General features: G+C 47.5%; 14 protein-coding genes. 1 reads left to right on the forward strand and 13 read right to left on the reverse strand.

The window, feature by feature from the left end; all coding sequences use genetic code 11:
* Nucleotides 1-3 precede the first annotated feature (3 nt).
* From CR205_RS15845 to CR205_RS15905, 12 genes are all read right to left on the reverse strand, one after another.
* Nucleotides 4-702 carry a response regulator transcription factor gene (locus tag CR205_RS15845; protein ID WP_110521125.1) on the reverse strand — a complete coding sequence of 233 codons (699 nt, stop codon included), beginning with the start codon at nucleotides 700-702 and terminating at the stop codon, nucleotides 4-6.
* A 209-nt stretch (nucleotides 703-911) separates the two neighbouring features.
* On the reverse strand, nucleotides 912-1148 hold the full coding sequence (gene csrA, locus CR205_RS15850) for a carbon storage regulator CsrA (RefSeq protein WP_110521126.1): 237 nt from the start codon (nucleotides 1146-1148) through the stop codon (nucleotides 912-914).
* On the reverse strand, nucleotides 1148-1594 hold the full coding sequence (gene fliW, locus CR205_RS15855; RefSeq protein ID WP_110521127.1) for a flagellar assembly protein FliW: 447 nt from the start codon (nucleotides 1592-1594) through the stop codon (nucleotides 1148-1150). Before fliW ends, csrA begins: the two co-directional genes overlap by 1 nt.
* Nucleotides 1595-1780: 186 nt before the next feature.
* Complete coding sequence (gene flgL, locus CR205_RS15860) at nucleotides 1781-2941, reverse strand: flagellar hook-associated protein FlgL (RefSeq protein ID WP_110521128.1); 1161 nt, start codon at nucleotides 2939-2941, stop codon at nucleotides 1781-1783.
* 38 nt (nucleotides 2942-2979) lie between these two features.
* Nucleotides 2980-4524, reverse strand: a complete 1545-nt coding sequence (flgK, locus tag CR205_RS15865; protein ID WP_110521129.1) for a flagellar hook-associated protein FlgK — start codon at nucleotides 4522-4524, stop codon at nucleotides 2980-2982.
* Nucleotides 4525-4543: 19 nt separating this feature from the next.
* Nucleotides 4544-5032: a flagellar protein FlgN gene (locus CR205_RS15870; RefSeq protein ID WP_110521130.1), complete on the reverse strand. Its 489-nt coding sequence runs from the start codon at nucleotides 5030-5032 to the stop codon at nucleotides 4544-4546.
* A 14-nt stretch (nucleotides 5033-5046) separates the two neighbouring features.
* Nucleotides 5047-5301 carry a flagellar biosynthesis anti-sigma factor FlgM gene (gene flgM / locus CR205_RS15875; RefSeq protein WP_161524804.1) on the reverse strand — a complete coding sequence of 85 codons (255 nt, stop codon included), beginning with the start codon at nucleotides 5299-5301 and terminating at the stop codon, nucleotides 5047-5049.
* Nucleotides 5302-5791: 490 nt separating this feature from the next.
* A complete protein-coding gene (locus CR205_RS15885) occupies nucleotides 5792-6502 on the reverse strand; it encodes a ComF family protein (protein ID WP_110521133.1) in 711 nt (236 codons plus the stop codon).
* Nucleotides 6499-8070, reverse strand: coding sequence for a DEAD/DEAH box helicase (locus tag CR205_RS15890; RefSeq protein ID WP_161524805.1), 1572 nt, complete (start codon nucleotides 8068-8070; stop codon nucleotides 6499-6501). The genes CR205_RS15885 and CR205_RS15890 overlap by 4 nt, the downstream gene beginning before the upstream one ends.
* Nucleotides 8071-8591: 521 nt before the next feature.
* Nucleotides 8592-9443, reverse strand: coding sequence for a DegV family protein (locus CR205_RS15895; protein ID WP_110521135.1), 852 nt, complete (start codon nucleotides 9441-9443; stop codon nucleotides 8592-8594).
* 166 nt (nucleotides 9444-9609) lie between these two features.
* Nucleotides 9610-10308 (reverse strand): response regulator, encoded by a 699-nt coding sequence (locus tag CR205_RS15900; protein WP_110521136.1) that lies wholly within the window; start codon nucleotides 10306-10308, stop codon nucleotides 9610-9612.
* A gap of 140 nt (nucleotides 10309-10448) precedes the next feature.
* Nucleotides 10449-11597 carry a sensor histidine kinase gene (locus CR205_RS15905; protein WP_110521137.1) on the reverse strand — a complete coding sequence of 383 codons (1149 nt, stop codon included), beginning with the start codon at nucleotides 11595-11597 and terminating at the stop codon, nucleotides 10449-10451.
* A 341-nt stretch (nucleotides 11598-11938) separates the two neighbouring features.
* On the opposite strand from CR205_RS15905, the gene CR205_RS15910 reads away from it, so the two are divergent.
* The gene (locus CR205_RS15910) at nucleotides 11939-12571 is read left to right on the forward strand and encodes a YigZ family protein (protein WP_110521138.1); all 633 of its coding nucleotides are present in this window, start codon (nucleotides 11939-11941) and stop codon (nucleotides 12569-12571) included.
* Between the two features lie 228 nt (nucleotides 12572-12799).
* Here the strand turns inward: CR205_RS15910 and CR205_RS15915 are convergent, their stop codons facing one another.
* Nucleotides 12800-14875: a penicillin-binding transpeptidase domain-containing protein gene (locus CR205_RS15915; protein ID WP_110521139.1), complete on the reverse strand. Its 2076-nt coding sequence runs from the start codon at nucleotides 14873-14875 to the stop codon at nucleotides 12800-12802.
* Between the last annotated feature and the right edge of the window lie 72 nt (nucleotides 14876-14947).

A 14947-nucleotide genomic window follows, 5' to 3' on the forward strand; every position in this document is an offset into this window, starting at 1 on the left:
AAATTAACGGTATGCCTCTACCCACCCGTTACGAATCGATGTGACCAGGGCATCCGTGCGGTCTGATGCTTTCATTTTTTTCAGCAGGTGGCTGATAATTGTGCTGATGGTGGAGGGGGCAAGGTACAGTTCCTGTGCAATATGTATATTGTTATAGCCTTCTAACAGCAGCTGCAGCACGTTTTGTTCATTCTGGGTTAGAATATCGGCTACTTTTTCCTTCTGAAGAAGAAGTTTTTTGATCGGCTGCTCCTTCAGTTTGACCCTCTCGATTTCGTGGATCAAATGCCTGTGACAGGAAGGTTCGAGAAACGGTGCCTTATGTGAATTTCTTATCACAAAATCAAAGTTACTGGAAAGATAGTCGACTGACATCATACCTGATACATTATCATTATGTAAAAACGGAAAGATATCAGATGTTTCTTCCTTCGATGGCGAGACAACATATAAATTACCCTCTGAATTTTGAGCCGCCCAACGATCTATGGAGTCACTGACTGCTTTGCTGTAAGCCGAGGCACATATAATGATTGTGCGGTATTTAGAAGAAGGAGATGGTAAATCAATTTCATAGTGAAACTTATACTCTCCGTAGCTCCCGAACAGTTCAGGAAGATGTTTGGCCTCCATTAGACGGGCAGGATCAAAGATATATATATCAGTAGTTTCCGTTTCAGGCTGCTTCGGCGTGGTTATCATTATCTTGATCTCCCTTCAAATCATTCGTAACTCTAAACTACCAAAGATCTACAAAAACTTACAAGGTTCGTTCGTCGTTTATTATTTATGTACGTTATAGGTATATTCTTGTTCAACAAGTCTCTTTTTCGACATATTTCTAGTCCCTGTTCGACAAAAAAAGATACTATATTTTATTTGACTAACTATAGGACTATTCCGATATATACTTAATCTCCCTTATGGGTAAACCGAATCATCTGTTCCACCAAGGCAGGATCTAGAGGGCCGGATGCTTCTTTGTTTTCCTGCTGAATTGCCATATATATTTCTTTCCGGTGAATTTCAACATTTTTCGGAGCTTCTATCCCAATTTTTACCTGTCCGCCATCTACTTCAATGATTCGCACTTCAATATCAGTTCCTATTTTAATTGCTTCGTCTTTTTTTCTGGTAAGCACAAGCATTACCCTTCCTCCTTTTTCAGGGAGGGCTGCTGAAGACGGTGTCTTGTATGGTATTCCGGGTTTTGTAAAACGATCTGTTTGCCTCTGCCTGACACCATATTGATAACCACAGGTCCTTTTAAATTTGCGGTTGTCTGCTCAAAAGGTTCGTTAACTGTGAGGATTGTAAAGACAGACACATCTGTTTCCTCTTCTATAGAAAGACTTTCAGTTGTCTGCGCTGATAGTTCCACCTGATAATCTGGGAAAAAGGAGAAAGGATCTGCCGTAATAAATGCAAGTGCAGGGGTTTTTACGGACTGAAGGCAATAGAACGGTGTATTTTCCGAAAAATGGTGTAATAGAAATTCCCTTTCATCCTCAAAGCTTGGAATACCTCCGGGAAAAAGGATAATATCTTTTTGATCAGCTTTAACCAAGCCGGCAAACTTCGTCTGAACGTTCAAAATAATCACTCCAAAGAAGCTATAATTCTATTTTAGGAAACATTTTCATAAAAACCAAGCTTTTTTACGATACTTTTACATATTTTCGACTATTTTCTTAATAAGTTTCCAAAATTCTACGTACAAAATAGTAAAACAGACTAATGAGATTACGATTATTTTCCACATTTCTAATTCTATGAGCGTTTATCTCAGAAAATCAAGCAGGGAAGGCTGGATCGATCTTGCTGAAGAGGCAAGAGCAGCTCTGTGGATGTTTTCCTGCGCCATCAGTTCGGTAATCACTTTGGTCATATCTGCGTCTTCGTTTTCAGACTGCAGCCGTTTAAAGAGAATTTCCTGGTCTTTAACCCTCTCAGAGATCAAGTCTGCCCTGACCTGCCTGGCACCGAGCTCCGACCGGACACTGACAATCTGATCCAGCCTGGCGCTAACGGGACTAATGAAGTCCTCTAATTCAACGCTTGAAGTTACTGGATCTTTAAGGGCTCTTTCAAGCATCGTTAGTTCGGCAAAAAGGTCTAAAGAAAAGACAGCCTTTGGATCGATGCCTGCCTGCATATTTACGCCTTTCATGACTTCAAATTCAACTTGCGGTCCATTTCCCGCCACTGCCTCCGAAGCGGAAAGAATGATCCCTGCACCAGAGGCTGGTTCACTCATTTCTTCCGGGCCATCCGGGGTATCCTCTGTCCAAATCCGTTCAAAAAATGGATTTCCCGGAAGGCCGCTGACTGAAATGCGGCTGCCGTTTTCAGCTTCAAAGTCCAATGGATTCTCCCCCGGATTTCCTGTCAGTTTATAGGATTCTCCTCTGTAATGAAGGATAAAGCTCTGATCTTCATCAGCTCCGCCCTCATGCCAAATAGGAAATGGGCCGCTGGTAAAGGAAAGATCCAGAAGTTCTTCTTTTACAGGTGTATTCCTGACATCAGTGCCGTTAAACAAGTAGCCGTCTCCTGTTTTTGAATTAGCCAGTGTTACGATATGCGCTTTTATTTGCGAAATTTCCGCCCCTATGTCTGCCAGATCTTCAGGTTTATAACTCCCATTGGATGCCTGAACGGCAAGGTCGCGAATCCGGTGAAGGGCCCCGGCTGTATCCTCCAGAACCGCTTCGGTGTCTCTCATCCACCTGTCTGCCTGTGAGCCGTTCTTTTGAAATTGATCGAGTTCAGACAGCTCAGTACGGTATTTCATTGCGGCCATGGCTGCTGCAGGATCATCTGAAGGTTTTGTCAGCTTTTTGCCGGTGGATGCCTGCTGTTGAAGGTCATAGAGCCTCTGGTAGTTTTGATTGATATTTTGAATGGACCGCGAGGCCATCATCGACTGTGTCACTCGCATCGGGTTCCCTCCCCCTTGGACTTGATCATCATTCTTTGTTAACGCCCTGTGATGCCCATGCCGTTAATAATCCGGTCAAGCATTTCATCAATGGCTGTCATGTTTCTCGCTGCGGCATTATAGGCATGCTGAAACTGAACAAGATTGCTCATTTCTTCATCAAGAGAGACGCCGCTGACCGATTCCCGCCGTTCCCCTATACTGGTTACAACGTTTAGTGCGTTCGTACTCATACGGGCTGCTTCACTGGACTGAACGGCAACTTTCCCGGTAATACTCTGATAAAATGCCGAGGCATTTGTAGACATTCCTCCGAAATTAAAGGTCTGCTCTCTCATATTTGCAAGGACTGCTGCATGGTTCCCGTTTCCGCTGGTGCCCTCTGGTTCTGATGAGGCTGCAATGTTATTCACGTCTGACGAAATGGCACTGTTAAGAACCATGTTTCCTGCGGCCCCCTGGATCCTGCCTTCTGCAAAAGGGTCGAAGAATGGCATGCCTCCTTCACCATTCAGACTGAACCCTTCTTCATGAAGGCGGTTAAATTCCGTTACATATGTATAAGCCAGCTGATCAAAGTCATTTTTTACGTCCTGCAGTGTTCCATGAATTTCCCCGTTTTCAACATAACCGTAAAATGAGGCTGCCGCATGGAGACTTCCCCTTGACTGGAATTCGCTGATGGAATAAACGGCTGCACCGTCGCCGGGAACACCACCTGAAAAATCCTCGGCTGATCCGGTATAAATTCCTTCAACCAGTCCCGTGTCTTCATCAAAACCAATTCTCAGTTCCCTGTTTCCAAGGTTTGGACCGTCCACAAGGGTTTCCAGCTTTCTGCCGCTGTCATCAGTCAGATTAATCGTATATCTGCCGGCCATCCCGCTTTTAGGTCCTGCTGTTTGTTCGACAGCGATATTTAAAAATCCAGACAGTTCATCAACGAGGGTGTCTCTTGCATCGTACAGATCGTTCGGCCTCTGCCCATGGGCTTCCAGCGAAGCGATCTGTTTATTTGCATCATTAATCTGCTGGAGCAGTTGATTGATTTTTTGTTCTGATGCCTTCAATTCTCCACGACATTCGGTTTCAATCCGGTTAAGACCGTCCGATGTATAGTTAAAAGCCTCAGCTAAAGCTGCACCATTTTCCTTAACGACAGCGCGCACTCCTGTATCAGACGGATTGGTGCCAAGATCGTGAAGGGACTGCCAGAACCGGTCCATCGACGTGCCGATTCCGTTTCCGGATATTTCGTTAAACAGACCTTCCACCCGGTCAAGAGAGCCATGTCTGGTGCTCCATTCCCCGTGCCTGCCCGACTCGTTTCTGTACTGTCCGTCCAGAAACGTATCTCTGACACGCTCAATGGCGCCTGCCTGTACCCCGGCTCCAAGCTGTCCGGCCATGAATGGTGTGTTCATGCTTACTCCGGGAAATGCCGATGCTGCAGAAAGATTCACTCTCTGTCTGGAATAACCGCCTGTGCCTGCATTGGCGATATTATGGCCCGTGGTGTGGATTGCCGCCTGCTGGGCATGAATCGCTCTTCTGGCTGTTTCCAATCCGTGAAATGTTGACATGATTCTCCTCCTCCCTGATTTAGGCTCTGGAATCAAACAGCGCCCGCTTCGCCGTGCCGGCCTGCTCTTTTCCATTGCTTGAATAATTACCGTTATGCTGCTTTGGAACAATGGCATCAAGGGACATATTTACAAACCGCAACGACTCATCAAGCAGACGGCGATTCTGTTCGTGACGCTCGGAAAATTGCTGTACTGAATCAAGAAGTTCTGTTCTCAGTGTCTCGATCGTCTCACCGTCTTCTTCCGGTAAGTAAGGCAGGATTTCCGACACTGTTGCGTTTTCTTTTACAATCCCTTGTGTGTTGAGATACCGTGCACCCGCGTCCACCAGTTGTTTTTCAAGATTTTCTGCGGTTTCATTGAGTGTCCTCTCATTATTCACAGATACCTGAAGCTCGGCGGCGTCACCTTTTACAATCATTTCACTTTTAACCGCAGCAACGGCTGCCAGTTCCTTATAGGCAACGGTTAGTTTCTGCATCAGGCTGATTAATTGTCCAGGCACTTTTTTCACCTCTCCTATGACCAGAAATCGTACATTTTCCGCGCCGTTTCTTTGTGATTCAAATCGTATGTGCCGTTTGAGATCTTCTGCCTGATCTCTTCTGTTCTTGCCAGTCTCTCAGGGTCACCGACAGTGTTTTTCTGCATCGTTTTTGCTTCCTGGGAAATCTGTACTTCGTCTTTGATTCCTTTTTCCGAAGCTTCGGCTCCTTTTCCTTTTACCTGATTCTGATAATGCTGAATCGGCTGGTAGGGATTAATTTTCACCATCATCACCACTCTTTCGATTCGTTGTCTGTGCTAAAGAATATACCGCACTGGCTGCCTTTTCATGAATAACAGCATGCTCCGCCTTTCGCAGGTCTTCTTTTAACCTATTCCTGCATGAGCTGCAGATTTTTCCGTTCATTACCGGAGCACCGCACATCTCACACGGGTAATGGAGCGCCGGATAGGGTCCTAGACGTATTCTTCCTTTCTTTATTAATGAAATGATTTTTTTCCCGGGAATACTTGTGGCGGCAACCAGAGTATGCAAATTGGTCTTCGGGTTTTTATCAAGATACGCAGTGATTTTTTTCAGTAACATCTCTGATTCTTTATAGCACCGGATACAGACCCGCTGTGATTTTGTAATAAACAGCTTACCGCAGTTTTCGCAGTTTGACAGTTCCTTCATGCACGTACCTCCAAATCTGCCTCTATATTAATATCGGAATCTGTGGACGGGATGTTTATACCTCGGCACGAAAAAACTGTTCTAAGCTCTCGCAAGTGTGACGGACCTTACACTTTCAGCACCACCTTCATAAAGCACACGGGCAGCACTGTGCACGGTTGCACCAGTTGTATAAATATCGTCAATCAAGATAATATGCAGACCAGCAGCGGCTTCCCCCTGTTTGACGCGAATGGCACCGGCCGTTTTTGCGATACGCTCGTTTCGTGTCCGTTTGCTCTGCTTACTGCTTTCTCCTTCCCGAACGAGAAGCTCCATCGGGCCGCAGTGCCCTGCAAGAACGGCCGCCTGATTGAACCCCCTTTCGTAGTGACGCTCGTCTGTTAAAGGAATCGGTACGACGGCCGCCCGAGGACCGCTTTTCTGGCAAAGCATCTGCATCTCTTTTGTAAATATCCCTGCCAGACAAGCATCCCCCCTGTACTTCAAACGTGCAATCATATCCTTTAGAAAGGGGTTGTATCGGTAAAGAGACACGTTTGAGAAATCATGCTCCTGCCAAAAAGGCTCCGCTTCCCAACGCCTGCAGTCCGAGCACACCACAGCGTCTTCCCGTCCGCAGCGTCTGCACACATCCTTCCTGCTCAAATAAACCAGACTTCTCCGGCACGGTTCACATAGGGCCTGCCCTTCTGTTCTGCCCATCAGAACTGCCCAGTTAACCGGTGCATCATATCCGTTCCCGCAATAAAGGCACCGTTCCGTTTCATTAAGCAGTTCTCTCCAGTTCACTCGCCGCTCTCCTCCCTCATATTCATCGTCTCAATCTGTTTTTTTGCCCGAGCCATCGCCCTGGTGATGCCGTCATGAAAAAAACAGACTTCACCGTCTGGTTCGTCGGGACTTCTGCCTGCACGTCCGGCAATCTGCACGAGAGCTGATTCTGTAAAACGGCTGTCATCTGCCCCGAACACAGCTACCTGCACGCCTTTAACCGTGACTCCCCTTTCCAGAATCGTTGTCGTTAGAAGAAAGCGGACGTTTCCTGACCTGAAACGGGCGACTTTGTCCATTCTATCGGGATCCTCGGAATAGACTCCTTCTGTCTGTGGGAACTGTTTTTGAATCTCAGGAAGGATGGATTTCAGAAGACGGACAGTGGGAACGAACAAAAACACTTGTTTTTTGGTTTCGTGCATTCTCTCAAGCCAAACGATGATCCGTCGCGGAACCTTTCCGTCAATTGATTTCTTTTTCCATCTGAATGTCCAGCAGAACGAGGGAACCGGCAGAGGAAAGCGGTGATACCTGCGTGGCACAATTATGGCAGGCAGTTTTCCAAAAGAGGCACGTTCCTGCATCTTCCTGTCCGGCGTTGCAGTGAGGTAGACAAGAAGATGCTGTTGCCTTGCAGCCTGGTTCACAGCGTAAGTAAGCTTGGGGTCATGAGAGTAGGGGAACGCATCCACTTCATCCACAATTACAACATCGAAGGCTCTGTAATACCTGAGCTGCTGATGTGTAGTGCTGATCACGAGGGGCGAGTCTCCTCTCTTCCGTTCAGCGCCCCCATAACATGCAGAAATCTCCGTTTTAGGGAACGCCTCTCTGAATCTTGGTTCCAGTTCCTTTACGACATCCGTCCTGGGCGTAGCCACAAGCACACGCAGTCCCGTGTTCAGAGCTTTTTCAATGCCGTTAAAAAGCATTTCTGTCTTCCCTGCACCGCAAACGGCCCATAGGAGACATTCACAGGACGTTTGGTGCTGCAGCATACCGATTTTTTCAGACAGGAAACGGGAAGCTTGAGTCTGACCATTTGACAGTGTCCCGCTCCAGACAAGCGGATGTTGCGTACCGTTGAAACCTGATTGATTCCATTTTCCTGAGACGAGTATGGAGCATCCGCTCACCCGCCCCATCATAAGACAGGCCCGGCAGTATGCACATGTTTTTTTACAGCGGAAACATGGAAATGTACTCATTTGTGCCGAATCATGATTGCCGCACCGCCTGCACGCCCCTTCATCGGTCAAACCTGCTTCAATATGAATGAGACCGTTGGCTAAGTGTTCCTGGATGGTGTCGAGATTTACATAGGGAAGCAGTTCATCAAGGAGCAGCCGGCGGCCGATGAGATGATCCGAGGTGAGGTTATCCAGCTCGTATGCCGGATTGACAGGCGGGAAGCAGACGTTTTTTAAAGGCAGTTCCGGCAGAGTTGTGAAGCGGTGGTGATCACGGGAAACGAGAGGTTCAAAAACCGGCCAGACTGTCTTGTCCGGTCCAGACTGCCACGGCAGAAACAGTTCCAGCTTCGCTCCTGTGATTTTAGCAGGATCAACTGCAGCTACGCGCATAGATTCTCCTCCTGAGTGGTGGTATGTCATTCAGCACTATCAGTATAAAAGTCCGGCACACCGGGCGTCCAATAAGGATATTTCATCTATCCTAAAGGAAACAAAGCGTATGAACTGTCCGGAATAAACGTTTCCTGCAGTCAAGGATACATACACTATCATTTATGTGAAACCGCCTGAATTTCCGGAAGTGTGATCGTCACCCAATAAACAGCAAAAAACACCTCAGCCAGCTGGCAGAGGTGCAAAGTATTCTAACATATAAATTTCCAGTCAGTGAACCACTCTCTCTTAACCAAGAAGTTCAACAATTAAGCATAACGTCATGCAAAGCTGAACCTCAGCAGCGAGATTCCTGCGGCGGAGGGGGCCAGGCGAGACCCCGCAGGGCAAATCCCGTGGAGGCTTGCCTGCACCGCCGCGGAAAGCGAGCGGATGGCGTTCAGCTGAGCTTAATATAAGGCTCATGTTAATCTAAAATATTACAGACAAATTAATTACCTAAATAAGAATTTTTACATTTATACTGTGGGTTTGATCCAGCCGATTCCGAGGCTGCCTTCACCGAGGTGAGTGCCGATGACAGGGCCGAAATAGCTGATGTATACATTCGCTGCAGGGTACTTCTTTTTCAAATCCGCTGCAATTTCCTCTGCTTTTTCAGGGCGGTTGCCGTGGATCACCACAACATCGAGGGCCTCATTATCTCCGGCATCCTCATCAAGGAGACCTTCGATTCTCGCAAGGGCTTTTTTGGCTGTACGCACTTTTTCAAAGGGAACGATTACTTTATTTTCAAAGTGCAGGACCGGTTTAATTTGAAGAAGACTGCCTACAAACAGCTGCGCTCCGTTCAGACGACCTCCCCTGTGAAGATGGCTCAGATCGTCAGCCATAAAGTAAGCACGCATATTTGTTTTCATTGCGTTTAGACGCTCAAGGATCTCGTTGCTCGGTTTTCCTTCCCGGGCCATCCTCGCTGCTGTAAGGGCAAAAAAGCCCTGAGGCATACAGCTGATTTCGGAATCAAATACATGTATGCTCACACCATCCATCATGTTTGCTGCGCTGACTGCTGTCTGGTATGTACCACTGATGCCGCTCGAGAGAGTGACAACGATGATTTCATCGTGATCCTCCGCAAGCTTTGCATACGTTTCCTCAAAGAGGCCGACAGAAGGCTGGGACGTTTTCGGCAGTGCCTCCTTTGTTTTCATTTCTTCATAAAATTGTTCGGTCGTAATTTCAAGTTCCTCTTTGTATTCCTCTTCGCCGAATACAACATTCAGGGGAATCATGGCGATTTCATGCTCTTCACGGAGTTCTTTAGGTATGTAGGACGTACTGTCTGTCAGTACAGCAATTTTACTCATCGTCTGCTTCCTCTCTTTCTGAGTCTCTCGTTCCATTCACGGTCGTCTTTATCAAATAGTATCAATTAATCTGCTTGCTTGTCTATGTTTATTAACAGAAAACGGGAGAAAACCACAAACAAAGACGGCGCACGAGTGCGCCGCCGTAAAGATGCATCAGAATAACTTAATTCACTTTTACCCAGCCGTTTTTGATGGCGTCCACAACAGCCTGGGTACGGTCATTCATATTCATTTTCTGCAGGATATTACTTACATGGTTTTTAACTGTTTTTTCACTGATATACAGCGTTTCCCCAATGGCACGGTTGCTTTTTCCGTCTGTCATCAGCTGGAGAACTTCACACTCGCGGCGAGTAAGAAGATGAAGCGGTCGGCGGTATTCGACCTCGCGGAAACCAACTTCTGCTTCCTCTTTATCATCATTTGCCAGACGGCGGTATTCATTGATGAGGTTGTGAGTCACTTTAGGGTGAATATATGCACCGCCGTCAGCGACCACTTTGACAGCTTCAATCAGCGCATCTGTATCCATCTCTTTAAGAAGATAGCCGTCAGCACCTGTTTTTAATACGTGCGTGACATACGTTTCATCATCATGGATGGAAAGGATCAGAACCTTCACCTCCGGAAACTTTTCAACCAGGCTTTTCGTTGCCTCTACCCCGTTGACGTTCGGCATATTAATATCCATTAATACCACGTCAGGCTGGTGCTCTCTTACCAGGTCAAGTGCAGTATCGCCGTCGCTTCCTTCAGCCAGTATATCGAACGTTTTCTCCATAGCAAGAATACGTTTTACGCCTTCGCGGAAAAGCTGATGATCATCAATAATTACAATTTTGATATTCTCTCTCTCGCTCATCTCAGTTCTCCTCCTTCAGGTCCACTTTCCTGAAAAATAGTCTGTTTTATTTTAATTTCAGTTCTTACATTATTATCGGGTATTCTGGTGTATTGTTAACGAGGCAAAAGACATAAGACAATCTTTGATCACGGTCTCTTTCAGCCCGTTATAGGGATTTGGACCATGATTAAAGTCCCGTCCCCTGGTTTGGATGTAATCGTCAGTTGTCCGTCAAGCATATTTACACGCTCACGCATGCCCATTAGACCAAAGGATCCCTCTTTCTTTTCCTCGGGATTAAATCCTTTTCCGTCATCCTTGATGACTGCCAGTGCCTGAGTCGGCTCAAGCTCAATTTTCACTTTTACTTCTTTGGGATCTGCGTGCTTGTAAGCATTCTGCACGGATTCCTGAATAAAACGGAAAATCGCGACTTCCATTTCAGACGGCAGCCTGATTTCCCTGCCAATATTTCTGAAACTGATATTCAGGCCGGTCTGTTCCTGAAAGTTTTTAAGATATTTTGATATGGTTGGTACCAGGCCGAGATCATCAAGGGCCATGGGACGCAGGTCGTAAATAATCCGGCGGACTTCAGCAAGTGATGACTTCACTACGCCGCGCAGGCTTTTGATTTCTGCCAGCGCTGCTTCAATGCCATCTTCATTATAAATCCGTTCCACGAGTTCGGAACGAAGCATCACATGAGCCATCGTCTGAGCCGGTCCATCGTGTATTTCCCGCGATAGCCGCTTCCGCTCTTCTTCCTGGGCTTCTATAATTTTCAGACCGAATTTCTGCATTTCACGGGCGTCAGCCACTACATCACTGATGTTTTGTAAATCGCCGGTCAGATAGTGAATCACCACGTTAATCTGGGCAGAAATGGTTTCGGCTTTTTCGAGCGTGCCTTTCAGATTCATCAGACGGCGCTCGATGTTATCTTTTTTTTCCCGAAGCTGCTTTTCCTCCTGCCTTAAAACCGCGAGCTGCACCTGATAATCATTGGCGATTTCGTAGGCTTCCTTCACCTGGAGATCACTGTAATTGGAGACGTGCTTGCTCACTTCGGCAAGGCGGTTTCGCGCAAAACGGGAATTGTGCTCCATTCGTTCGGTCTTCTCCAGTAAAGAGAGTACTTTGCTCTGCAATTGGGTGGTCTCGGCCTTTAACCGGTCATATTCCGTTCTGGAATTTTCACCTATCGCAAAAATCTCCTCTTTACTTTGACCGACTGTCTCGACCATTGAATTTAAAATGTCATCGAGCTGTTCGGTTGCGGAGCGTTCTTCTGTTTGTCTTTCCATCGGTTCCACCCCCGGACATCAGTACCTGCCCGCCTAATGCTCTGAGATCCCCCTCATGCTATACTCGTTCGATTAGTCGCATGTATTTATGGGGATGAAAATTCCTTTTTAAGGGAAAGGCATTACAGATGGCCGGCAGATGCCGGTACAAAGCGGTTGTTCCCGCTTTTATGAAAGGGCATCCACTTGACACCAATTCTCTTCCATCTTAACCTAAAACTATCGTTAAAGGACGGCTATACAGTACTTTTTAGATTTTTTCATATGTTGTAAAAAAGTATAGATTCCGAATGTTGTAAAAAAGTATAGATTCCGAAATCGGACAAAACAAGGAGACTATTATGCTTAGTTCTTATTATACAGTAAAAGGATACGGCGAACATGAAATCGTGATACAAAAATCCCGTTTTATCGCTTATGTGAACCGGGTTGTGTCTGCTGAAGAAGCAGCCGTCTTTATTGCTCAGATCAAAAAGAAACACTCGGATGCAAACCATAACTGCTCTGCCTACATGATCGGTGAACAGGACCTTATACAAAAGGCCAATGATGACGGCGAGCCGTCCGGTACAGCAGGTGTACCGATGCTTGAAGTGTTGAAGAAGCGCCACCTGAAAGACACTGTGGTCGTTATTACCCGTTATTTTGGCGGAATCAAGCTCGGTGCAGGAGGACTAATCCGGGCATACGGAAGTGCCGCCTCCGAAGGAATCAACACAGCCGGGGTAGTTGAGAGAAGCCTGGCTCAAATCTATCAGACTTCAATGGACTATACCCTCCTCGGAAAAGTGGAAAACGAACTGCGAGGCTCGGAGTTTGAGATTAAGAAAATTCATTACCTTGACCGTGTGACGATCGAAACCTACGTGAAAGACGGTGATGAAGACAGATTCGAAGGATGGCTTACCGATCTTACGAGCGGACAGTGCGAGTTTGAAAAAGGCGAGCAGGTGTATCTCGAGACGGATGTGTAGCGTATATTCTGCTGTATATATATATGTTAAGGCTCTGCTTCACGCCATACGCTCGCTTTCCGCGGCGGTACCGGCGAGCCTCCTCGGGCTTCGACCTGCGGGGTCTCTCCTGGCTCCCACAGCCGCAGGAGTCTCGCTATTGGGTGAAGCAGAGCCTTGGTCATTTTACTGCAGAGGTTTTATCTGAAACAGCCACTGAGGGTCATCCCCCCAGTGGCTTATTATCGTTCATTCGATTCGGGACCAGAAATCGTTCACCCGGTCTACGACCGTGCCGCCCGTTTCATCTTCAATCATCATGGCGACGATATAATCCTCTGCATCGGTGCTTACATACCAGCCGATGGTGTCACCTTCAGCCTCTTCATCTTCCTCAGCCCCGTCCAGCTGGGCTGTTCCTGTTTTTCCTGCCAGTCTGAAACTGTGTCCCGGATTGGATCGGTAGGCAGTTCCATTCCGGTCTTCTGTAACAGCATACAGCGTCTCGAGAATCGTCTCGGCTGTGCCCGATGATATGATGGCCGTATCTGTTTCAGCCGTCTCATTCAGGTCCAGTACGGGGTACACGAGGTCCCCTCCATTAACAAACATTGTGTACAGTGAAGCCAGATGTACAGTGGACATGAGCATTTCCCCCTGTCCGTAAGCCGTATCGGCAAGGAGAGTCTCCCGGTTCAGTTCGTCATTTGAAAGCTGCGAGGGGGTAATGTGGAAATCCAAACCGACCTCCTTGCCAAACCCGAATGCTTCTGCCCATTCCTCCATCGTATCTGCCCCGAATTCTAGTGCCTGCTGGGCAAAATAAATATTGTCAGAGTAGAGCATCGCCGATCTCAAATCAACATCTTCTGTATGTTCCTCCACCCGTCTGACTCTGAAATCGCCCCAGCCGTCCCCTTCCGGCTGCCAGTCTCTGCCCTCGATCCGGATGATTTCGTCAGGATCAAGCGTCCCTTCCTCCAGGCCGATGGCAGCTGTTAATGGCTTAACGACAGAACCCGGTACATACCGCTGGGCAAAACGGGCCGTAATGACGCCGCGCTCATCACTCATCCACCGTTCCCGCTCCCGGGACGAGGTTCCAAGATAAGATTGGTTCGGATCATAATAGGGACGGCTTACGAGAGCAAGTACCTCCCCGGTTGCCGGATCCATCACGACAGCTGATCCTGCTTCGTCCCCCATGGCGTCAGCAAGAGAGCGCTGCAGGCCGGCGTTTATGGTAAGGTGAATCTCTTCACCATCCTGAGGGTCTGTGCTTGTAAGAAGCTCACGGTAATTTCCGTTCTCGTCCACGATCGTCATTTCTTCTCCAAGCTGACCGCGGAGGCGCTCTTCATAGTATTTTTCCAGACCGTCAGCGGCTGTCAGGCTGTGAGTGTGGTAGCCCTCCCATTCTGCTTCCTCCAGTTCATCGGCTCTGATTTCCGTAAGAAAACCTGTGAGATGTGCAGCAGCATAGGAGTATGGATAAACTCTGCCGCCCTCCTGAACGGATGTCAGCAGTCCCGGAATTTCCGCCTCCTGAAGTTCTTCCACTCTCGGATCGCTCATCGGCATGCTCATGACCGGTGAAAACCAGTCCGGATCATCTTCATAATATGTGGCCCGTGATTTCAATTCTGACTCTTCCATCGCCAGAATCTCAGCGGCTTTCTCCACTTCTTCATCCAGGTTTTTAATGCGGTCAAAACGGAAGCCAACATCCACATATTCCCCGTTCACCGCGAGACCTTCTCCGTTCCGGTCAAAAATCTCCCCTCTGGTAATACTGGTGGCCCCGGTTGTTACCAGTTCAAGCCGGTCCGTGACCTCCTGCATACCGGTAAAAATGTGATCAGCCTGCCATTCAACCAGCCATTCTTCGTCTTCTCCGCTTCGGGTCAGATACACATCAGTACGGTAGTCCCGTGCCCCCAGCATCGTCTCCATTTCAATCGTGACCGGGTATGTAAGGGATGTTAATGGTTCTGTTTCCTGCTCACCTTCTGCCTCTTCTTCATCTGCTTCCCAGATATGCCGCTGACTTTCGAAGGTTACCGTAAGTGATGAAATACCAAGAGTTTCACCAATCTCATTAAACGCGCGGTCGATTTCCGACGCGGTTACTTCCTCCAAATCATCCGGATTCAGTTCGTCCGCCATCCGTTCCCCGTCGCGATTTTCCCAGGCTGCCGTGTAGCTTTCCACCACACTGTCGGGATTCTTTAGATCAAAAGATTCCTCGTCATCGGAACAGGCGGAAACAAACATTAAACTGACTGCCGCAGCAGACAGTCCTATTTTTCTCACATTATGTATCATGATTCAATCGCCCCCTTACTCTCTTACTAGTAATCTTACAGGCTTCGGTGAATAATGGCAAAAAATGATAAA

The sequence above is a fragment of the Alteribacter lacisalsi genome (assembly GCF_003226345.1).
GTDB classification, from domain to species: domain Bacteria; phylum Bacillota; class Bacilli; order Bacillales; family Salisediminibacteriaceae; genus Alteribacter; species Alteribacter lacisalsi.